The organism is Mycobacterium sp. NS-7484 (assembly GCF_001953975.1).
Taxonomy (GTDB): domain Bacteria; phylum Actinomycetota; class Actinomycetes; order Mycobacteriales; family Mycobacteriaceae; genus Mycobacterium.
In genome coordinates, this window is sequence record NZ_MBEJ01000127.1 from 151,782 (window position 1) to 171,921 (window position 20,140).

General features: G+C 67.6%; 19 protein-coding genes and 3 tRNA genes. 9 read left to right on the forward strand and 13 right to left on the reverse strand.

Features of this window, described 5'->3' with window-relative positions; genetic code table 11:
- Window positions 1-63: 63 nt before the first annotated feature.
- The 11 genes from nusG to A5733_RS23580 all read right to left on the reverse strand — a co-directional run bounded on the left by nusG (window position 64) and on the right by A5733_RS23580 (window position 5,297).
- Window positions 64-867, reverse strand: coding sequence for a transcription termination/antitermination protein NusG (nusG, locus tag A5733_RS23530; protein ID WP_067777242.1), 804 nt, complete (start codon window positions 865-867; stop codon window positions 64-66).
- Between the two features lie 27 nt (window positions 868-894).
- Complete coding sequence (gene secE / locus A5733_RS23535) at window positions 895-1,353, reverse strand: preprotein translocase subunit SecE (protein WP_067777239.1); 459 nt, start codon at window positions 1,351-1,353, stop codon at window positions 895-897.
- 70 nt (window positions 1,354-1,423) lie between these two features.
- Window positions 1,424-1,496 (reverse strand) — tRNA-Trp (locus A5733_RS23540).
- A gap of 186 nt (window positions 1,497-1,682) precedes the next feature.
- Window positions 1,683-2,192, reverse strand: coding sequence for a (3R)-hydroxyacyl-ACP dehydratase subunit HadC (gene hadC / locus A5733_RS23545; protein WP_067777236.1), 510 nt, complete (start codon window positions 2,190-2,192; stop codon window positions 1,683-1,685).
- A 14-nt stretch (window positions 2,193-2,206) separates the two neighbouring features.
- On the reverse strand, window positions 2,207-2,635 hold the full coding sequence (gene hadB, locus A5733_RS23550) for a (3R)-hydroxyacyl-ACP dehydratase subunit HadB (protein WP_067777233.1): 429 nt from the start codon (window positions 2,633-2,635) through the stop codon (window positions 2,207-2,209).
- Window positions 2,622-3,098 carry a (3R)-hydroxyacyl-ACP dehydratase subunit HadA gene (gene hadA, locus A5733_RS23555; RefSeq protein ID WP_067777230.1) on the reverse strand — a complete coding sequence of 159 codons (477 nt, stop codon included), beginning with the start codon at window positions 3,096-3,098 and terminating at the stop codon, window positions 2,622-2,624. Before hadA ends, hadB begins: the two co-directional genes overlap by 14 nt.
- A gap of 10 nt (window positions 3,099-3,108) precedes the next feature.
- Entirely contained in the window at window positions 3,109-3,276 is a 168-nt protein-coding gene (rpmG, locus tag A5733_RS23560) for a 50S ribosomal protein L33 (RefSeq protein ID WP_003881823.1), read from the reverse strand.
- Between the two features lie 46 nt (window positions 3,277-3,322).
- Window positions 3,323-3,396, reverse strand: a tRNA-Met gene (locus A5733_RS23565).
- 39 nt (window positions 3,397-3,435) lie between these two features.
- Window positions 3,436-3,508 (reverse strand) — tRNA-Thr (locus A5733_RS23570).
- Window positions 3,509-3,615: 107 nt separating this feature from the next.
- Window positions 3,616-4,851 carry a globin domain-containing protein gene (locus A5733_RS23575; RefSeq protein WP_076241844.1) on the reverse strand — a complete coding sequence of 412 codons (1,236 nt, stop codon included), beginning with the start codon at window positions 4,849-4,851 and terminating at the stop codon, window positions 3,616-3,618.
- Window positions 4,848-5,297: an Rrf2 family transcriptional regulator gene (locus A5733_RS23580; protein WP_067777225.1), complete on the reverse strand. Its 450-nt coding sequence runs from the start codon at window positions 5,295-5,297 to the stop codon at window positions 4,848-4,850. The genes A5733_RS23575 and A5733_RS23580 overlap by 4 nt, the downstream gene beginning before the upstream one ends.
- A 158-nt stretch (window positions 5,298-5,455) precedes the next feature.
- Here A5733_RS23580 and A5733_RS23585 point away from each other — a divergent pair, with 158 nt between their 5' ends.
- The 4 genes from A5733_RS23585 to A5733_RS23600 all read left to right on the forward strand — a co-directional run bounded on the left by A5733_RS23585 (window position 5,456) and on the right by A5733_RS23600 (window position 9,047).
- Window positions 5,456-6,181 (forward strand): MBL fold metallo-hydrolase, encoded by a 726-nt coding sequence (locus A5733_RS23585; RefSeq protein ID WP_076241889.1) that lies wholly within the window; start codon window positions 5,456-5,458, stop codon window positions 6,179-6,181.
- Window positions 6,182-6,411: 230 nt separating this feature from the next.
- Window positions 6,412-7,401, forward strand: coding sequence for a DUF2235 domain-containing protein (locus A5733_RS23590; protein WP_076241845.1), 990 nt, complete (start codon window positions 6,412-6,414; stop codon window positions 7,399-7,401).
- Between the two features lie 64 nt (window positions 7,402-7,465).
- Complete coding sequence (locus A5733_RS23595; RefSeq protein ID WP_076241846.1) at window positions 7,466-8,314, forward strand: hypothetical protein; 849 nt, start codon at window positions 7,466-7,468, stop codon at window positions 8,312-8,314.
- A gap of 22 nt (window positions 8,315-8,336) precedes the next feature.
- Window positions 8,337-9,047: a crotonase/enoyl-CoA hydratase family protein gene (locus tag A5733_RS23600; RefSeq protein ID WP_076241847.1), complete on the forward strand. Its 711-nt coding sequence runs from the start codon at window positions 8,337-8,339 to the stop codon at window positions 9,045-9,047.
- A gap of 116 nt (window positions 9,048-9,163) precedes the next feature.
- Here the strand turns inward: A5733_RS23600 and A5733_RS23605 are convergent, their stop codons facing one another.
- A complete protein-coding gene (locus A5733_RS23605; RefSeq protein WP_076241848.1) occupies window positions 9,164-10,003 on the reverse strand; it encodes a hypothetical protein in 840 nt (279 codons plus the stop codon).
- 61 nt (window positions 10,004-10,064) lie between these two features.
- Between A5733_RS23605 and A5733_RS23610 the strand changes: the two genes are divergently transcribed.
- From A5733_RS23610 to recD, 5 genes are read left to right on the forward strand one after another with little or no spacing between them, the layout of a single operon-like run.
- Window positions 10,065-10,541, forward strand: a complete 477-nt coding sequence (locus tag A5733_RS23610) for a MarR family winged helix-turn-helix transcriptional regulator (protein ID WP_076241849.1) — start codon at window positions 10,065-10,067, stop codon at window positions 10,539-10,541.
- Window positions 10,538-11,788, forward strand: coding sequence for an MFS transporter (locus A5733_RS23615; protein ID WP_076241890.1), 1,251 nt, complete (start codon window positions 10,538-10,540; stop codon window positions 11,786-11,788). The genes A5733_RS23610 and A5733_RS23615 overlap by 4 nt, the downstream gene beginning before the upstream one ends.
- Window positions 11,789-11,812: 24 nt before the next feature.
- Window positions 11,813-14,998 (forward strand): exodeoxyribonuclease V subunit gamma, encoded by a 3,186-nt coding sequence (gene recC, locus A5733_RS23620; protein ID WP_076241850.1) that lies wholly within the window; start codon window positions 11,813-11,815, stop codon window positions 14,996-14,998.
- Window positions 14,995-18,249: an exodeoxyribonuclease V subunit beta gene (gene recB, locus A5733_RS23625; protein WP_076241851.1), complete on the forward strand. Its 3,255-nt coding sequence runs from the start codon at window positions 14,995-14,997 to the stop codon at window positions 18,247-18,249. Before recC ends, recB begins: the two co-directional genes overlap by 4 nt.
- Complete coding sequence (recD, locus tag A5733_RS23630; RefSeq protein ID WP_076241852.1) at window positions 18,249-19,910, forward strand: exodeoxyribonuclease V subunit alpha; 1,662 nt, start codon at window positions 18,249-18,251, stop codon at window positions 19,908-19,910. The genes recB and recD overlap by 1 nt, the downstream gene beginning before the upstream one ends.
- Here recD and A5733_RS28130 read toward each other — a convergent pair.
- On the reverse strand, window positions 19,907-20,035 hold the full coding sequence (locus tag A5733_RS28130; RefSeq protein ID WP_255376513.1) for a hypothetical protein: 129 nt from the start codon (window positions 20,033-20,035) through the stop codon (window positions 19,907-19,909). The two genes, recD and A5733_RS28130, sit on opposite strands and share 4 nt — an antisense overlap.
- Window positions 20,036-20,140: the final 105 nt, after the last annotated feature.

The following is a 20,140-nucleotide window of genomic DNA, read 5'->3' on the forward strand; positions in this document are numbered from 1 at the left end:
GTGGTGTTCCTTACTTGCTCATCCGTGGGCGCCGAAACGCCCGGTTACTAGCCGCTGTGGCGACTAAATCTTGGAGACCTGGTTGAAGGTCAATTCGACAGGTGTCTCGCGACCGAAGATGGACACCAGCACCTTGAGCTTCTGCTGCTCGGCGTTGACCTCGCTGATGGAGGCAGGCAGCGTCGCGAACGGGCCGTCCATGACGGTGACGGACTCGCCGACCTCGAAGTCGACCAGGATCTCCGGCCGTTCGAGCGTGGCTTCGGTGCTGGCACCGGCCGCGGCGGCGGCAGCGCTGGACTTGGCGGGCTTCTTGGCCGCACCTTGGGGGAGCAGGAACTTCACCACGTCGTCCAGCGACAGCGGCGACGGACGTGAGGTGGCGCCGACGAAACCGGTGACGCCCGGGGTGTTGCGCACCGCGCCCCACGACTCGTCGTTGAGTTCCATGCGCACCAGGATGTAGCCCGGCAGCACCTTGCGGTTGACCTGCTTGCGCTGGCCGTTCTTGATCTCGGTGACCTCTTCGGTGGGCACCTCGACCTGGAAGATGTAGTCGCCGACGTCCAGGTTCTGCACGCGGGTCTCGAGGTTGGCCTTCACCTTGTTCTCGTAGCCGGCGTAGGAGTGGATGACGTACCAGTCGCCGGGCTTGAGGCGCAGTTCCTTCTTGAGGGCGACTGCCGGATCCTCGTCTTCCTCGGCGGCAGGCGCCGCGTCGGCGGCTTCTTCGGCCGGGGCCTCGTCGGTCTCGTCGGCCGCGCCGGCGGCCTCCTGGTCTTCGGTCAGATCGTCGGTCTGCGACTCGACGCCGTCGACGTCAACGATCTCGTCGGCAACGGTCTCGTCGCCGTCGAACGTGGTCACGTTGTCAGTCCTCTCTCAAATTCCAGATCAGGTGCCGAACACCAGCGACACCAGCTTCGCCAGGCCGAAGTCGGCGCCGGCGATCAGCGCCACCATGAACGCCAGGAAGACCAGCACCACGGTGGTGTAGCTGACCATCTGCTTGCGGTTGGGCCAGATCACCTTGCGGAGCTCGGCCACGACCTGTCGCAGGTAGGTGACAACGAACATGATCGGGTTACGCGACGGCCCGGTCTTCTTGGCCTTCGCGGTCTTCTTGGCCTTACCGGAGTCGGCCTTGGCATCGCTCGACGCTGTGTCGTCCTCGACGGCCTCATCGCTGTCGGTCTCGGCGACCGCACCGCGTCGGCTCCGCTTGCCGGTCGGGCGCAGCGGCCGGGTCACCACGGCGGTCTGACCGTGGCTGGTGCCGGTTGCCTCGGTGCCGGTGCCGGCGTCGGTTCCAGTGTCGTCTGCGGAGCCGGCACCTTCGCGCTCGTCGCTCACCGCATGCCTTTCATCCTGGGTTGTGTGTCACCTTCCAGTGTCCACACGCTGTCGAGTATTCAGTTTGAAGCAGGGGCGACAGGACTTGAACCTGCAACCTGCGGTTTTGGAGACCGCTGCTCTGCCAGTTGAGCTACGCCCCTCTGTCGGTGACATGCTGGCGCTGTCGTCACCGTACTGCGCCGAGGCTTACACAATTCGCGCGCGGCCCGCTCGACTGGTCAAGCCGACGGACAGCGCGCTGAAATGGGAAAAACCCCGAGAGCCGAGTGTACCCCGGCGTGGGTGTCATCTACTAATCGTGCGCGCGGCTGACACCCCTGCGGCAATCACTCGCCGGCGGCCTTGCGCACCACCTTGCCGGTCTCCGGATCCCACTTGACCTGGATCGAATCGTCGCCTTCATGGCCCATCATCGTGGTGAAGGCTTCGAGGACCACTTCCCCGTCGTCGTTCGTGCAGACGTTGTGGGTGACGACGATGTCGGCACCGAACCGCTCGTCGACGGACTGGATCGTCATGACCGCGTGCAGCTGATCGCCGGCCTTGAGCGGCTTGCGGTACAGGAACTTCTGGTCGACCTGGACGATCTGCATGGTCTCCATGCCGACGTCCACGTTCTGGAAGAAGTGTTCCTGCACCAGCAGCGCCAGCGTGGAGGCGAAGGTCAGCGGGGCGACCAGCGCGTCATGGCCGAGTTCGGCGGCGGCCGCCTCGTCGTGGCTGGCCGGGTCCATGGCCTTGACGGCCTTGGCGTACTGACGGATCTGCTCTCGGCCGATCAGGAAGGGGTGCGGATATTTCCAGACCATTCCCCGGATGTCGGTTTTGAGCGCCATGGCGCCGGACCTCCCTAAGCCAGTTTGGCGGTTGCGACGGCGCGGCCGAAGATCTTCTTTCCTCCGGCGGTGGCCGAGATGGCGATGGTCACCAGCTTGTCGTCGGGGTCGACGGACTTGACCCGACCGTTGAACACGATCTCGGCGCCGACGCCGTCGTTGGGCACCGGCACCACCGCGGTGAACCGGACGTTGTATTCGGTGACCGCGGCCGGGTCGCCGACCCAGGAGGTGACGTAGCCGCCGCCGAGGCCCATGGTGAGCATGCCGTGGGCGATCGCGGTGTCCAGACCGACCTGCTTGGCGATCTCGTCGTCCCAGTGGATCGGGTTCAGGTCACCGGATACACCGGCGTAGTTGACCAGGTCGCCGCGGGTCAGAGGAATGACCTTCTCCGGAAGCGTGTCACCGACCTTGACCGAGCTGAACTCACGCAGAGCCATCAGAAAAACCCTCTTCTCCGTCACCCGAACGACCCGCCAGGGTCGTGTAGGACTCCTGGACCAAATCACCGTTGTCGTTGGTGATGATGTTCTTCGTCACGATGATGTCGGTGCCGTGCGCCTTGCGAACGGAATGCACGGACACGTCGCAGTACAGTTTGTCGCCGGCCTTGATCGGCTTGACGAACTTCAGTTCCTGATCGACCTGGACGATCTGGGCGTCCTGGATGGCGATGTTCGCATGCTCGAAGAACGCCGACTGCGCCTGGTATCCGAAAATGCAGATGAAAGTCAGCGGCGCGGGTAGCCGGTCGTGTCCGATCTCGGCTGCAGCGGCCTCGTCGTGAAAAAAGGCATCGTCGTTCTTGACTGCGATGGCGTGTTCGCGAATCTTCTCGCGACCCACCTCGTAGTGCTCGGGATACCGGTACTGCATCCCGACGATGCTTGTCGACAGACCCACGAGCCCAGGGCTACCGCGACTCTTTGTGCGGCTGATGGGTACCGCAGTTGGGGCAGAACTTCTTGATCTCGAGCCGGTCGGGATCGTTGCGGCGATTCTTCTTGGTGATGTAGTTGCGGTGCTTGCACACCTCGCACGCCAAAGTGATCTTCGGCCGTACGTCGGTACTCGACGCCACGTCAGTTCTCCCTGCTCAAAATCACGCTCTGCTTTTGATGTTCCAGTAGCGGTGGGGGGACTCGATCCCCCGACCTCACGATTATGAGTCGTGCGCTCTAACCAGCTGAGCTACACCGCCCCGATGATGCGAGTCGGCGCACCGCCTGCTCGTCCACCGAGCCCCCTAACGGAATCGAACCGTTGACCTTTTCCTTACCATGGAAACGCTCTGCCGACTGAGCTAAGGGGGCCTGTTGCGCGTCCGTACCCGCGCAGCCTTAAAGAGGGTACAGCCTCCCCGGCGGCCGCACCAAACCGCAGGTCAGCACGGCCGTCGGGGAGTTATTTCGCCTGGTCGTTAGTCCAGGAGCCAATCGTTGGGGGCGAACAGCTCGCAGTGCATCCGCTCTGCGACGACACCGCGGTCGCCCAGTTGGGTGCGCACCGCCTCGACGAAACCGGGTCCGCCGCACAGGTAGTACGCGGCGTCGGCAGGCAGCTCGATGCCGTCGAGCTTGAGCAGCCCGGCGTGCACACCGGCGGCGCCACCGGTGACGCCGTCCTCGTACCAGAGGTCGAGGCTCGCGTTGGGCAGCGCGTCGATCAACTCGTGCTGACGCTCCCGCAGCGGATGGGCGGTGTCGCTGCGGTCGGCGTGCAGCACCCGCACATGGGTGTCGGGCGCCTCGGCGGCCACGTACTCCAGGATGCCGACCATCGGGGTGATCCCGATACCGGCCGACACCAGCACCAGCGGCCCGTCGGGCAGACCGCCGGTGTAGAGGTCACCGAACGGCACCGTGACGTCGAGCAGGTCGCCGACGCACAGGTTGGCCCTGATCCAGCTCGACACCTCGCCGGCGGGTTGGGTCTCGACGGCGTCGACCGGCTTGACCGCGAACGTCAGGTCGGTCGATCCGGCGACGTTCACCAGGCTGTACTGGCGCAGCTGACGGGCCCCGTCGGGCAGGGTCACCCCGACCGAGACATATTGTCCGGCCACGAAATTGACGGGCTCCTCGGAACGGACGGTGACCAACACCGCGCCGGAGGGGTCGTCGACCCGGGACACGACACGCAGCCGCCGGTAGACGTCACCGGGTTCGACGCCGGCCGCGGCGTACAGGTCACGCTCCAGGGCGATCAGGGTGTCGGCCATGATCCAGTACACGCGGTCCCAGGCCTCGGCCACCTCGGGCGTGACGGTGTCGGCGCCGAGCACTTCCACGATCGCGGCGAACAGGTTGTCGTGCACGATCGGGTACTGGTCGGCGGTGATGCCCAGCGACGCGTGCTTGTGCCCGATGCGCGACAGCAGCGCCGAGGGGTGCGGCAGGTCCGGGTTGACCAGGTGGGTGGCGAACGTGGCGATCGAGGCGGCCAGGGCACGCTGCTGGGCGCCCTGAGCCTGGTTGCCGCGGTTGAACAGGTTGCGCAGCAACTCGGGGTGGTTGGCGAACAGCCTGCGGTAGAACTCCGAGGTGATCTCGTCGATGTGCGCGCCGATGAGAGGCAGTGTCGCAGAGACGATTTCGGCGTGCTTCGGCTCGAGTTCGTCGCGTACCGCAGACGGCTCAGGGCTGGTGACGGTCATCGGAGATTCCCTTCGGTTGTGAGTTGTAAAACAATCGGTAGGCGGTTGTCCGCCGTGAGGTCGGTGACGGTGTAGCGGTCGAGTTCGCGATAGAACGCCTCCTTCGCGTCGGCCAGCACCCGGCGCAGCCGGCAGGCCGCGATCAGCGGGCAGGGCGAATCCCCGCCGCAGTCGATGACCTCGCGGTCGCCTTCGAGCTCACGCACCAGCCGGCCGATCGAGGCGGTGCGTCCGGCGTCGGTGAGCACCAGTCCCCCGACCCGGCCGCGGCGGGCGTGCACCATGCCGAGTTCGGAGAGCTTGGCCACGGCCTTGGCGACGTGGTGCTCGGACGCGTCGGCGCCGGCGGCGATGGTCCGGGTGGTGATGCGCCGGTCCTGGGATTCGCCGGCGGACAGCAGCATCATGGTGCGCAGTCCGAGGTCGGTGAACCGGGTGAGGTGCATGGCTTTGACGCTAGTAATTCCGCATTTTTGAGGCGAGTTTTTTCCGTGTGGGCTTAAACACGCGATGACGTGCGCTTTTTGGACCTGCGAGGATGCTGAGTGCCGGGCTGTCCGACGGTCCGCGGCGCCGCTGTCGCGCCGCCAAATACGCTGGGCGCATGTCCCAGCCCAAGGTTGACGATCGCTTGTATTTCCGCCAGTTGTTGTCGGGCCGCGACTACGCGGCCGACGACGTGATCGCCCAGCAGATGCGCAACTTCTCCTACCTGATCGGAGACCGCGAGACCGGCGATGCCGTCGTGGTCGATCCGGCGTATGCGGCCAACGATCTGGTGGACGTGCTCGAGGCCGACGACATGCGTCTGTCGGGCGTGCTGGTCACCCACCACCACCCCGATCACGTCGGCGGCACGATGATGGGCTTCACCCTGGCCGGCCTGGCCGAACTCCTGGAGCGCCAGAGCGTGCCGGTACACGTGAACACTCACGAGGCCGAGTGGGTCTCGCGGGTCACCGGGATCGCACCGAGCGAACTGACCGCGCACGCACACGGCGACAAGGTCGCGATCGGCTCGGTCGAGATCGAGCTGCTGCACACCCCGGGGCACACCCCGGGCAGCCAGTGCTTCCTGCTCGACGGCCGCCTGGTCGCCGGCGACACCCTGTTCCTCGACGGCTGCGGTCGCACCGACTTTCCTGGCGGCAACGTCGACGACATGTTCCGCAGCCTGCAGGCGCTGGCCCAGCTGCCCGGCGATCCGACCGTCTTTCCCGGGCACTGGTACTCGGCCGAGCCGAGCGCTCCCCTCGATGAGGTCAAGCGCAGCAACTACGTGTACCGGGCGTCGAACCTCGACCAGTGGCGCATGTTGATGGGCGGTTGATGAACCGCTCCAGATGACACACATGCGGAATCCACTGAATTTACCGATTCCGAACGGGGCTATTCCACGTTGCGACGGCCCTACTGCCACGGATTTCGTTGCCTAACCTGTTGCATTGGGAACGATCGGCCGCTGCGGGCGATTCGAGTAGTGCGATACTCAGGACATCCGCCTGCGAACCCGGCAAACTGTGAGTCAGCACATTTTTGACAGTTTTGCCGGGGGTCGCCGTGAAGAACATCGTGCTGTGCTTCGACCACACAGATGAACAACCCGGGCTCCGTGACGCGTCGAATACCGAAATGCTGTTTCGGTTGCTGGACGGCACCGAACAGCTGACCTGGTATCACAGCGGCACGGCGATGCGCCCCGGCAGACGCCTGACGCAGGGCTTTCGCGGTGACTCCGTGAGCGCGGCCCGCGCCGCCATCGTCGAGGCCTACCGGTTCCTCGGCGAGGCCTGGGATCCCGGGGATCACATCTTTGTTTTCGGCGGGGGCGACGGCGGACACCGCGCCGGGGAGCTGGCCACCCTGCTCGGCACGGTCGGCCTGCTGCCGGCACACTCCGATGACGTCCTGGACTACGCGTTGGCCACCTATGTCCTGCCGCGCACCGCCCGCACCCCGCAGGACTGGCGCCAGATCCGGGTGCTGGCTGCGCAACTGTTCGGCGATCGCGATCCGGCCGTGCCGGTGCGGTTCGTCGGCCTGTGGAACGCAACCGCAACGCCCGGTACGAAACAGCACATGGGTCCGTTACCCACCGTGGAAGCCGGGCGGCATGCGGTGGGGGTGGACGGCGGGCGCCGCACGATCCGGTACTTCGAGAGCCTCGACGAGGTGTGGTTCCGGGGCACGCGGTGCGACGTGACCGGGGGCAACGACGCCTGCTGGCCGCTGGCCGACATCGCGCTGGACTGGGTCCTCGACGGCGCGATCGCCGCCGGTCTGCAGGTACTCGAACGTGGGTCGTGCCCCACCGATCTCGACGCATTGGCCGGAACCGCGCCGGTGATCGGCCGGTGCCGGCCGCCGCTGGACGCCAAGGTGCACGCCAGCGTCGAGGTGTACCTGCGGTCGCATCCGCATTATTGGCGGCGGTTGCCCGCGCGTATCGAATGGGCCGATGCCGAGTGGCTGGCCCGCGGCGAACGGTTGGTGCACACGCCGGTCACTTCGACCGTCGCCCGCGATGTGCTCACCGCCGTCGCGTCGTGATTTCGGTAGGAGTTTGCTGAACCGGACCGCTGCCCACGCCGAAAGTCCGTGATATACCCACTTGGTGGGGATCATCGATGCGGTCACGGAGCGGGGGCGGGAGTTGGCCAGTTTCGAACCGGGTGCGTGGACGGCACTCGCGGCGTGGGTGGCGATCGTCGTCGTCGTCATCGCACTCATCTACGCGTGGCGACAGTATCTGAAAGCCCGGGAGCGACGGGCCGAGCTGACACAGCCGAATGTGTCGATGTTCATGGAACCCAGCAGCACCGACTGGCATCTGGTGGAGTTGGTGGTGCGCAATTTCGGGCAACGCCCGGCCTACGGTTTGCGGTTCGAGTTCGCGAATCCGCCGACGGTCGGCAAGTACGAAAGCTCTTATGACGACAACTATGTCGACATCGTGCCGCTGAACCTGCCCGCCGAGATCCCGTATCTGGCGCCGGGCCAGGAGTGGCGCATCGTGTGGGATTCGGCGCTGGATCGCAAGGAACTCGGTGAGGCCATCGCATCCCGGTTCGACGGTGCCGTCACCTATTACGACGAGCCACCCACAGCGGGCAAACCCAGCGGCCGCAAGCTGCGCAACACCGCGGTGCTGGACTGGGCGACGCTGCCGCCGGTGGACCGCATGGAGTTGTTGACCACGCATGACCGGGCCCGGCGCGAAAAGCAGAAGCTGGAGTTGTTGCGCGGAGTGCTCACCTATTTCCAGTACGCCGCCAAGGAGACCGACGAGCAGAAGCTGCGCTCGGAGATCAACCGCATCAACGCGATGGGCGCCGAGCTGCGCTCACGCTGGCGTGATCGGTACGAAGCCACCCATGACGACGATGACGACGACGATTACGACGACGATCCCGAGACCGATCTGATCAAGCCGGCAACCTCCGGCAGCCGTCATCGGGCCTGAGCAGACTCGCTACCATCGTGCGATGAGTCCCCTGGTGAGCTACGAGCTCAACGACGCCGTCGCCACGATCACGATGGACGACGGCAAAGTCAACGCCCTGTCTCCTGCCATGCAAACCGAGCTCAGCGGTGCGCTGGACCAGGCAGCCCAGGCGGCCGCCGGCGGCGAGGTGAAAGCCGTTGTGTTGGCCGGTAATTCAAAGGTGTTCAGCGGCGGGTTCGACTTGAGCGTGTTCGCGGCCGGCGACGCGGCGGCCACCCTGGGCATGCTCGCCGGCGGGTTCGAACTGTCGGTGCGCTGCCTGACCTTCCCGGTGCCGGTGATCATGGCCGCGACCGGACACTGCATCGCGATGGGCTCGTTTCTGATGTTGTCCGGCGACCACCGGGTCGGCGCGTCGACTGCGCGGTGCCAGGCCAACGAGGTGAAGATCGGGATGACGCTGCCGATCGCCGCGATCGAGATCATGCGGATGCGGTTGACACCGGCCGCTTTTCAGCGGGGCATCTCGATGGCCGCGACGTTCAGCGGTGACGACGCGGTCGCGGGTGGCTGGCTCGACGAGATCGTCGAGGCCGACGCGGTGCTCGAGCGGGCCCAGCAGGTGGCCGCCGATGCCGCCGCGACGTTGAACGCCGGCGCCCATGTGGCCAGCAAGCTCAAGGCCCGCGCCGGAGCATTGACCGCGATCCGGGCCGGGATCGACGGGCTGGCAACCGAATTCGCGGGCTAGACCGCCCTGACCCCCGCTCGCGGGGGTCGCACTTTTCACTCCAGCCCCACCGCCCGGGCCATCCGCTCGCGTATGAAGCGTGGTGGAGATTTTCCGGCCATTTTTCCGCCACCACGCTACATACGCGAAGCCCAGGCCTTGGCAAGCCGACCGAGCACGTTGGCCGCACCATCCCGGCTGGTGACTCGAATGACGATCCAATCCATCTCGATCATCTCGTCGATCCGGGCGATGTCCTTGCGGAGTTGCTCCGGATCGGTGTGATGACGGCCTTCGTATTCCAGCGCGATCTTCACTTCCGGCCACGCCAGGTCGACCTCGCCGATCAGTGCGTTGTATTCGTTGCAGACGGGGTACTGCGATTCCGGGCGAGGATAGCCCGCGCGAATGACCAAGAGCCGCAACCAGGTTTCCTGCGGCGACTCTGCCCGCGGGTCCACCAGTGCGATGCTGGCGCGCGCCCGCTTGATGCCTTTGCGTCCCGCGTGGCGCTCGGCGGCCAGTTCGATGTCGGCCACCTTCATCCGGGTGGCCCGGGCCAGGGCGTCGATCGCAGGAACCGCGATGTCCTCGGGCAACTTGCAGGCCAGATCGATCGCGGTGCGCTCAGGTGTGGTGAGGCGGATGTCGCCGATCGAACAGATCTCGTCGTCGGCGATCGCGTCGGCCCATGTGACGATCCCCCGGACCGGCCTCCGATTGTTGGTGTCGATGACGTAGGCGGGCAGGCTCGCGTCGATCCATCGCGCTCCGTGCAAGGCCGATGCGGAGTATCCGGCCAGGATTCCGTGGCCGCGGGATCGCAACCAGCAGGCCCGCGCCCGCAGAAGTGCGGTCGGTTTGGTGCCCTTGGCGACGTAGATGTCGTGATGGATGGCCACGAAGCGGGTTCGTAGTTCATGTCGGGTCAGAGTGCCCGCGGCCAGCGCTTCGCTTCCGATGAATGGATCCCCCATGTGCGGAGTGTGCCGGGGCCTACCGACAGCTTCACACGACGAATCTTTGATCAATATATGTATGTGCTATGCATATATAGTGCCCCGCTACAACGACCTCGATGAACTGCTGGTCCGTGTCCACATCCTCCGGCAGCGGCCGGGGTGGCGGCGCCGGCTCATCGACGCGTCGGGCAGCGTGCCGTCCCTGTCGACGCTGCGGGTGTTGCGCGCCGTGGAGCAGCGGGAAAAGGCCGGGCTCAGCGCCTCGATCGGCGAGGTGGCCGAGTACATGGCCGTCGAGCACTCGACCGCCAGCCGTACCGTCGCCAATGTGGTGAGTGCCGGTCTGCTCACCAAATCGATGGACCCTGACGATCAACGCCGCTGCGTGTTGACGCTGACCGAGGAAGGCCGCCAGGCACTGGCCCAGGTCACCGAACGACGCCAACAGATGGTCGCCGAGACGGTGGCCGACTGGCCCGAGGACGAGGTCGACAAACTGGTCGACCTGTTGCAGCAGCTGGTCACCGATTTCGAGCGGGGTGTGTGCTCGTGACGGCCCAGACCACTGCCCGTCTGCAACCTCGCGGAGCCCTGCGGCTGATGTTCGACCCGGTTTTCGGAGCCTTGTTCTGGGGCAAGATGTTCTCGGTCGTCGCGGTCTGGACGCATGGCATCGTGGCGGCGATCGTGATCTTCGACGCGACGGGCTCGGCGGTGATGGTCGGGCTGGTCGGCGTCGCGCAGTTCCTCCCCCAACTCATCCTCAGCCCGACCAGCGGCAAGTGGGCGGATATCGGTGACCCGGCCCGCCAGATCCTGTGGGGCCGCGTGCTGTGCATCATCGGTTCGGGCTCGACGGCCGTGTGGCTGGCCGCGGCACCCGACCTGCAGGGCACTGCCGCGGCGATTCCGGTGCTCGTCGGCTCGACCCTCGTCGGCTTCGGTTTCGTCATCGGCGGTCCGGCCATGCAGTCGGTGGTGCCCAGCCTGATCCGCGACGGTGAACTGCCGACGGCCATGGCGCTCAACAGCATTCCGATGACCATCGGCCGCATCCTGGGCCCGGCCATCGGCGCCTTCCTGGCCGCCCGCCTGGGTGCGGCGCCGGGCTTCGCGATCAGCGCGGGCCTGCACCTGGTCTTCGCGATCTTCCTGCTGCTGGTCACCTTCCCGGTCCGGCCCGACCGCAGTCCCGACGGCGATTACCGGGTGCGCGCGGCCCTGGCCCATGTGTGGCGCGACCGCCCGCTACTGCTGGCGCTGCTCGCCGTGACGACGGTCGGGTTCGCCTCCGACCCGTCGATCACGCTCACCCCGTCGATGGCCGAAGACCTCGGCGGCGGCGCACATCTGGTCGGTGCGCTGTCGGCGGCGTTCGGCATCGGCGCGGCGCTCGGCATGGTGGTGCTGGCCGCCATGCGTGGTCGGTTGCCCGCCGCCCAGGTGTCGACGATCGGGCTGTGGCTGTTGGTCGCCGGTAGCGGACTGCTGGCGCTGGGCACCGTCACGGCGGTGGCGCTGGGCGGGTTCGCGATCGCGGGGCTCGGGTTCGGCTGGGCCATGACGGGGTTGAGCACGGTGGTTCAGGAACGTGCGCCCGAGCAGCTGCGGGGCCGGATCATGGCGCTGTGGCTCGTCGGGTTCCTCGGATCGCGACCGTTTGCCGCGGCCCTGCTCGGCGGTGCGGCCGACCTGTTCAACGTGCGGGTGGCCTTCGTCATCGCCGGCGCGATCACCCTCGCCGTCGCGCTGGCCGCCCGGCCCAGGGCACTGTCGGGGCCAAACGCCGCACCCCGCTAAGCCGGTCTCCTATCGTGTCTGTCGATGGCAATGCACCTGCACCGGGCCGAGCGCACCGATCTGCTCGCCGACGGGCTGGCAGATCTGCTGAGCCGATCCCCCGCTGACCCGTTCGCCCAGGAGCTGGTGCTGGTGCCCGCCAAGGGCGTCGAGCGCTGGCTGAGTCAGCGGTTGAGCAACCGGCTGGGCGTGTGCGCGGCCGTCGAGTTCCGCAACCCCCGCTCGCTGATCGCCGAGCTGACCGGCACCGACGAAGAGGATCCCTGGTCGGCCGACGCCATGGCCTGGCCGCTTCTCGCGGTGATCGACGAGAACCTCGACCAGCCGTGGCTGCAGGCGGTGGCCACGCACCTGGGCCATTTCGAGATGGGTGACGAGCATGAGCTTCGCCAGGGCCGACGCTACGCGGTGGCCCGACGGTTGGCGGGGTTGTTCGCCTCCTACGCGCGGCAACGCCCGCAACTGCTTGTCGATTGGGACGGCCTGCCCGCCGACCTGGCGTGGCAGGCCCCGCTGTGGCGGGCACTACTGGAGCGCGTCGACGCCGAGCCGCCGCACGAGAGGCACGCGAAAACCCTTGCCCGCCTGACCGAATCACCCAGCGATCTGCCCGAGCGGTTGTCGCTGTTCGGCCACACCCGCCTGCCGGTCACCGAGATCGAACTGCTCACCGCGCTGGCCACCCACCACGACCTGCACCTGTGGCTGCCGCATCCCAGCGACGTGCTGTGGCAGTCCCTGAGCGCACACACCGGCCCGCTGCCCCGCCGCCAGGACACCAGCCACCGCGACGTGCAGCATCCGCTGTTGGCCACCCTCGGCCGTGACCTACGGGAGCTGCAGCGGACCCTCCCAGTCCCCGACAGTGACGAATACCTCAGCAGCACAAGCCATCCCGATACCCTGCTGGGCTGGCTGCAGTCCGATATCGCCGCCAACGCCGTCCGCCCGGCCGGACGCATCCATCGGCGCGACGACCGCTCGGTGCAGGTACACAGCTGCCACGGCCCGGCGCGGCAGATCGAGGTGCTGCGCGAGGTGCTGCTGGGCCTGCTCGCCGACGATCCGACGCTGGAGCCCCGCGACATCCTGGTGATGTGCCCCGACATCGAGACCTATGCCCCGTTGATCACGGCCGGGTTCGGGCTGGGTGATGTCATCAGAGGTGCGCACCCGGCGCACAAGCTGCGGGTGCGGCTGGCCGATCGCGCGCTGGTGCAGACGAATCCGCTGCTGTCGGTGGCCGCATCGGTGCTGACGCTGGCCGGTGGGCGGGCCACCGCGAGTGAGGTGCTCAACCTCGCGGAGTCCGCGCCGGTGCGGGCCCGGTTCACCTTCACCGACGACGATCTGGAAGCCGTCACCGCGTGGGTGCGGGAAGCCAACATCCGGTGGGGTTTCGACCAGGAGCACCGCCGCCCGTACGGGGTCGAATTCCTGCACAACACCTGGCGTTTCGGCCTCGACCGGGTATTGGCGGGGGTGGCGATGTCCGACGACTCGCACGCGTGGTTGGGCACCACGCTGCCGCTGGACGACGTCAGCAGCAACCGCGTCGAGCTGGCCGGCCGGTTCGCCGATTTCGTCGACAAACTGGCGCACACCGTCGGTCAGCTCAGCGGCGTACGTCCCCTGCACGAGTGGTTGACGGCACTGAGCACCGGGATCGAGGCGTTGGCGTATTCGGACGAGGAGTGGCCCGCCGCCCAGGTGCAACGCGAGTTCGCCGAGATCGAAGAGGCCGTCGGCGCGGCGGCAACCCCCATGCGGCTCAGTGATGTTCGGGCACTGCTGGATCGGCATCTGGCCGGCCGACCGACGCGGGCCAACTTCCGCACCGGCACGCTGACAGTGTGCACCATGGTGCCGATGCGCTCGGTGCCGCACCGCGTGGTGTGTCTGGTGGGGCTGGACGACGGCGTCTTCCCGCGGTTGGGTGCGGTCGACGGTGACGACGCGCTGGCCCGCGATCCACGCACCGGCGAGCGCGACATCCGCTCGGAGGACCGCCAGTTGCTGCTCGACGCCATCGGTGCGGCCACGCAGACGCTCGTCGTCACCTACACCGGCGCCAACGAATACTCCGGGCAGGCCCGTCCGCCCGCGGTGCCCCTGGCCGAGCTGATCGACACCCTCAAGATCACCGCCGAGCAACCGGTGGACGTCGTCACCACACACCCCTTGCAGCCCTTCGACATTCGAAACGTCACCCTTGGCGCCCTGCTGCCGGAAGGGCCGTTCACGTTCGACCCCACCGCGCTCACCGCGGCGCAGGCCAGCGCCGGGCGGCGCGCCGACCGGCCGGCGTTCTTCGCCGAGCCCTTACCGCCACCCGTAGCCGGAGACGTCGCGCTCGAGGATCTCGTCACCTTCTTCAAGGATCCGGTGAAGGGCTTCTTCCGTGCCCTGGACTACACGTTGCCGTGGGATGTCGACGGCGTCTCGGACGTCATGCCGGTGGACATCGATGCCTTGGAGGAGTGGACGGTCGGCGACCGCATGCTCAGCGACATCCTGCGCGGCATGACCCCGGCCGACGCCCAACAGGCCGAGTGGCGCCGCGGCACGCTGCCACCGGGGCAGTTGGGTTGGCGGCGGGCGATCGCCCTGCGCGATCGATGTGCCTTGCTGGCCACCGAGGCGCTGCGCTTCCAGACCCACGATCCGCACGCCCATGACGTCGACATCGACCTCGGTAGCGGGCGCCGGCTGACCGGCACCGTCTCCCCGGTGTTCGACGACCGGCTTGTATCGGTCACCTATTCCAAGCTCGACGGCAAACACCTGCTGCAGTCGTGGATCCCGTTGTTGGCGTTGGCCGCCGGATATCCGGATCGCGACTGGTCGGCGGTGTGCATCGGCCGGCCGCGCCGCGGTGACACCCCGCGGGTCACCGGGCTGGGGCCCCCGGACAATCCGGTGGAGCTGCTGGCGGATCTGGTGGCGATCTACGATGCGGGCCGTCGCGAACCGCTGCCGCTGCCCGTCAAGACCTCCTATGCGTGGGCGGCAGCACGCCATGCCGGTGACGATCCGGAGCGTGAAGCCGGATACCGCTGGCGCACCGGCAGATTCCCCGGTGAGGACGAGGCACCGGCGCACGTGCGGGCCTGGGGTCGTGGTGCGCCGTTGAGCCGGCTGGTCGGGTTGGGGGAATATTCCGAGCGGTTGTGGCTGCCGGTCCTTCGCGCCGAAAGGCACGTCCAGTGAAGGTTTTCGATCTGCTCGGCCCGCTGCCGCAGCCCAACAGCACCACCGTGCTGGAGGCCAGCGCGGGCACCGGCAAGACGTTCGCGCTGGCCGGGTTGGTGACGCGGCTGGTGGCCGAAGGCGCAGCGACCCTGGACCAGATGCTGCTCATCACGTTCGGCCGGGCGGCCAGCCAGGAGCTGCGGGAGCGGGTCCGAGCACAGATCGTCGCGGCACTGGTGGCGTTGGCCGACCCGACCCGCGCCGACAACGACCTGTTGCAGTACCTGGTCGCCGAGGATCAGCAGGCCCGCAGTCAGCGGTTGCGTGACGCCCTGGCCGGTTTCGACGCCGCAACGATCGCGACCACGCATCAGTTCTGCCAGATCGTGCTGAAATCCCTTGGCGTGGCCGGGGACAGCGATTCGGGGGTGACGCTGGTCGAGAGCCTGGACGAGTTGGTCTGCGAGATCGTCGACGATCTGTATCTGGCGCACTTCGGTGCCCAGCGGGACTCGCCGGAGCTGGGGTATGCCGAGGCGCTGCGGCTGGCCCGCGTGGTGGTGGCCAATCCGGCGACCGAACTGCGGCCCGCCGATCCCGAACCGGAGTCCCCGGCGGCGATCCGGTTGGGATTCGCCCGGGCGGTGTGCGCGGAGTTGGAGATTCGCAAGCGTCGCCGCGGCGTGCTGGGCTATGACGATCTGCTGACCCGGTTGGCCGACGCGCTCGAACCCGAAGGCTCGGCGGCCCGGGTCCGGATGGCACAGCGTTGGCCGATCGTGATGGTCGACGAGTTCCAGGACACCGACCCGGTGCAGTGGCAGGTGATCGAGCGGGCGTTCTCGGGACGGTCCACCCTCATCCTGATCGGTGATCCCAAACAGGCGATCTATGCGTTCCGCGGCGGGGATATCGACACCTACCTGCGGGCGGCGGCCACCGCCGGGGACAAGCAGACCCTGGGCACCAACTGGCGCAGTGACAGCGCGCTCGTCGACCGGCTGCAGGGGGTGCTGCGTGGCGCCGAGCTCGGCGGTCCCGACATCGTGGTGCACGATGTGCAGGCGCACCATCAGGGTCACCGGCTGGCCGGAGCTCCACACAACGACCCGTTCCGGGTGCGGGTGGTCCCGCGGAAACGCAAGGACGCCAAGGTGATTCCGATCGCCCAGCTACGCAACCACATCGGCAAGGACCTGGCCGCCGACATCGGCGCCCTGCTGGCCAGTGGGGCAACCTTCGCCGGTGAGAAACTTCAGGCCCGTGACATCGCGGTGATCGTCGAGACCCACAAGGATGCCCGGGCCTGCCACGCCGCGCTGCTCGACGCCGGCATCCCGGCGGTCTACACCGGCGATTCGGACGTCTTCAACTCCGAGGCCGCCGAGGACTGGCTGTATCTGTTGGAAGCCTTCGACCAGCCGCACCGTCCCGGGCTGGTCCGGGCCGCCGCGGCCACGATGTTCTTCGGCGAGACGGCCGAAACCCTTGCCGCCGGCGGGGATGCGCTCACCGACCGGGTCGCCGAGACGCTACGCACCTGGGCCGGGCATGCCCGGGAACGCGGGGTGGCGGCGATCTTCGAGGCGGCGCAGCTGGCCGGCATGCGCAAGCGGGTGCTGTCCTGGCAGGGCGGTGAGCGGTTGATGACCGATCTGGCCCACATGACCCAACTGCTCGGCGACACCGCGCACCGCGAGGGATTCGGGCTGCCCGCGCTGCGGGACTGGTTGCGCACCCAACGTTCCGAGGGCGGCGCGGCCGCCGAGCGTAACCGGCGTCTGGACAGTGACGCGGCCGCGGTGCAGATCATGACGGTGTGGGTGAGCAAGGGCCTGCAGTTCCCGATCGTGTATCTGCCGTTTGCGTTCAATCGCTATGTGCCCGAACCAGATCTGGTGCTGTTCCATGACGAGGGGATGCGCTGCCTTCAGGTCGGGGGTCCGGACCCGGCCGTGACGCGGGCCGGGCGCGCCGAGGCGGCCGCCGACGACAGCCGGTTGACGTATGTGGCGATGACGCGGGCCCAGTCTCAGGTGGTGGCGTGGTGGGCGCCGTCGAACGACGAACCGAACGGCGGGCTGTCGCGGCTGCTGCGCGGGCGTGCCCCCGGCCAGTCCGCGGTGCCCGATCGGTGTGCCCCGGCCAAGATCTCCGACGACGACGCGCTGGCCCGGCTGCGGGCTTGGGAGGCCGCGGGCGGTCCGGTGCTGGAGGAATCGGTGATCGACGCGGTGCCGCCCATCCCGCGCCCGGGAATTCCAGATGATCTGGCGGCCCGGCACTTTCACCGGTCCATCGACACCGCGTGGCGGCGCACGTCGTACTCGGGTCTGCTGCGTGCAGCCGAGGAGGACGGCACCTCCGGGGTGTCCAGTGAGCCCGAGGTCGCCGAACTCGACGACGAGTCCACCGACCTCGCCGTCGTCGCCCCGGCACAGGGCGCCGACGTGCCGTCGCCGATGGCGGCGCTGCCGACCGGTGCGGCGTTCGGCTCGCTCGTACACGCCGTGTTGGAGACCGCCGATCCGCTGGCCGCCGATCTGCAAACCGAACTACGGGCCGAGGTGGAAAGACATGCGGCGCGTTGGCCGGTCGAGGTCGGCACCGACGAGTTGGCTGCCGCGCTGCTGCCCATGCACGACACCCCGTTGGGCCCGTTGGCGCCGGGCATGACGTTGCGTCAGATCGGCTTACGAGACCGATTGTGCGAAGTGGATTTCGAGTTCCCGATGGCCGGCGGCGACCTGCGCGGCGGCGAGTTCGCGCGACTGGCCGACGTGGGGGCGCTGCTCGACGAGCACCTGCCGGCCACGGATCCGATGGCGGTGTATGCCGAGCGGTTGTCGACCGGGCTTCTGGGCCGCCAGCCGTTGCGCGGGTATCTGTCCGGGTCGGTGGATGTGGTGCTGCGGATCGGGCAACGGTTCGTCGTCGTCGACTACAAGACCAACTGGCTCGGCACCGGGGACACGTCGCTCACCGCGGCCGATTATGGGTGTGAGCGCCTGGTCGAGGCCATGCTGCATTCGGACTACCCGCTGCAAGCCTTGTTGTACAGCGTTGTGCTGCACCGGTTCCTGAGCTGGCGGTTGCCCGGCTACGATCCGGCGACGCATCTGGGCGGAGTCATGTACCTGTTCGTCCGGGGCATGTGTGGGCCGCAGACACCCGTCATAGACGGACACCCGGCCGGGGTGTTCAGCTGGGAACCACCGGCCGCGTTGGTCATCGCCCTCTCGGACCTGCTGGACAAGGGGGCGCGGTGATGTTGGAGGCCTTCGCCGAGATCCTGGAACCCGCCGATGTGCAGGTGGCCCAACGGTTGAGCACCCTCGCCGAGGAAACGGACCCTCGGGTCGAGCTGGCTCTGGCGCTGGCGGTGCGGGCGCTGCGTGGGGGTTCGGTGTGTGTGGATCTGCGCGCGGTCGCGGCCCAGACGCAGCTACCGGAGTTGCCGTGGCCGCCGGTCGAGGAGTGGCTGGCCGCGGTGGCGGCGAGTCCGCTGCTGGGAACGCCGCCGGTGCTGCGGTTGTTCGGCGATCTGCTGTACCTCGACCGGTACTGGTTGGAGGAGCAGCAGGTGTGCGACGACGTGTTGGCGTTGATCGGCACACGGCCCGACGGTTCGGTTCCGGATGTGGCACGGCTGTTCCCGGATGGCTTCGAGGAGCAGCGGGCCGCGGCCAACGTGGCGCTCTCGCAAGGGTTGACGGTGTTGACCGGCGGGCCGGGCACCGGCAAGACCACCACGGTGGCGCGGCTCTTGGCCCTGTTGGCCGAGCAGGCCGCGTTGGCCGGGCGCCCGTCGTTGCGGATCGCGCTGGCCGCGCCGACCGGTAAGGCCGCGGCCCGGCTGCAGGAGGCCGTGCAGCTGGAGGTGAACCGACTCGACGCGGTGGACCGTGGGCGCATCGAGGGTCTGCAGGCCACCACATTGCACCGGCTGTTGGGCCCGCGCCCGGACACGTCGTCCCGGTTTCGTCATCACCGGGCCAATCGGTTGCCGCACGATGTGATCGTGGTCGACGAGACGTCGATGGTGTCGTTGACGATGATGGCCCGGCTGTTGGAGGCGGTGCGGCCGCAGACTCGTCTGCTACTGGTCGGTGATCCCGATCAGCTGGCCTCGGTGGAGGCCGGGGCGGTGTTGGCCGATCTGGTCGACGGGCTGGGCTCGCGCGGTGTGGCGGCGCTGCAGACCTCGCACCGGTTCGGTGAGTCGATCGGGGCGCTGGCGTCGGCGATCCGGGCCGGCGACGCTGCGGGTGCGGTGGCGGTGCTGGCCGCCGGCGGTGAGCATGTCGAGTGGGTGCAGACCGATCCGCTCGAGCGGTTGCGGGAAGTGCTTGTGCCGCAGGCCCTTGCGTTGCGTCAGGCGGCGATCCTCGGTGACGGGCGGGTTGCCCTGGAGATTCTCGACGAGCACCGGTTGTTGTGTGCGCATCGGCACGGGCCCTACGGCGTCACGCACTGGAACCGGCAGGTGCAGCGGTGGCTGGCCGAGGCGACCGGGGAGCCGACGTGGGCGCAGTGGTACGTCGGCCGGCCGATCCTGGTGACCGCCAACGACTATGGGCTCAAGCTCTACAACGGCGACACCGGCGTCACCGTCGCCACGCCGGACGGCCTTCGGGCCATCGTGGGTGGGACTGTGGGCGGATCCACTTCATTTGCCACCGGCCGGCTGACCGAGGTGGAGACCATGCACGCCATGACCATCCACAAGTCCCAGGGCAGCCAGGCCGATGAGGTCACCGTGCTGTTGCCGTCCGAGGACTCTCGGTTGTTGACGCGAGAGTTGTTCTACACCGCGGTCACCCGGGCCAAAACCCGGGTGCGCGTGGTGGGGTCCGAGGCGGAAATCCGTGCGGCGATCGCCCGGCAGGCCGTCCGTGCGACGGGCCTGCGCAAGCGGTTGAAGCCTTAAACCGCCCGGCCGGCGAAAAACGCGCCGGAGACAAGGCCGATGACGATGGCAAGCGTGGGCAAGCCCATGGCCACGGCCGTCACAACGCCGGCGACCGCGCCGATGCCGAGCATCAGCAAAAGCACACCTACAACTGCACTGAACATTGCGCATCGCCCTTTCTATGACAGCGATCACAATGTACATCTTCCGTGGGCTGAATCACACATAGATGAGACACCGGTTGGTTA

Coding starts and splice junctions, on each gene's coding strand:
- hadC (WP_067777236.1), bottom strand. CDS start 2,192: ATGGCGCTCAAAACCGACATCCGGGGAATGGTCTGGAAATATCCGCAC.
- hadB (WP_067777233.1), bottom strand. CDS start 2,635: ATGGCTCTGCGTGAGTTCAGCTCGGTCAAGGTCGGTGACACGCTTCCG.
- A5733_RS23575 (WP_076241844.1), bottom strand. CDS start 4,851: ATGACCGTCACCAGCCCTGAGCCGTCTGCGGTACGCGACGAACTCGAG.
- A5733_RS23580 (WP_067777225.1), bottom strand. CDS start 5,297: ATGCACCTCACCCGGTTCACCGACCTCGGACTGCGCACCATGATGCTG.
- A5733_RS23585 (WP_076241889.1), top strand. CDS start 5,456: ATGTCCCAGCCCAAGGTTGACGATCGCTTGTATTTCCGCCAGTTGTTG.
- A5733_RS23600 (WP_076241847.1), top strand. CDS start 8,337: ATGAGTCCCCTGGTGAGCTACGAGCTCAACGACGCCGTCGCCACGATC.
- A5733_RS23605 (WP_076241848.1), bottom strand. CDS start 10,003: ATGGGGGATCCATTCATCGGAAGCGAAGCGCTGGCCGCGGGCACTCTG.
- A5733_RS23610 (WP_076241849.1), top strand. CDS start 10,065: ATGTGCTATGCATATATAGTGCCCCGCTACAACGACCTCGATGAACTG.
- recC (WP_076241850.1), top strand. CDS start 11,813: ATGGCAATGCACCTGCACCGGGCCGAGCGCACCGATCTGCTCGCCGAC.
- recD (WP_076241852.1), top strand. CDS start 18,249: ATGTTGGAGGCCTTCGCCGAGATCCTGGAACCCGCCGATGTGCAGGTG.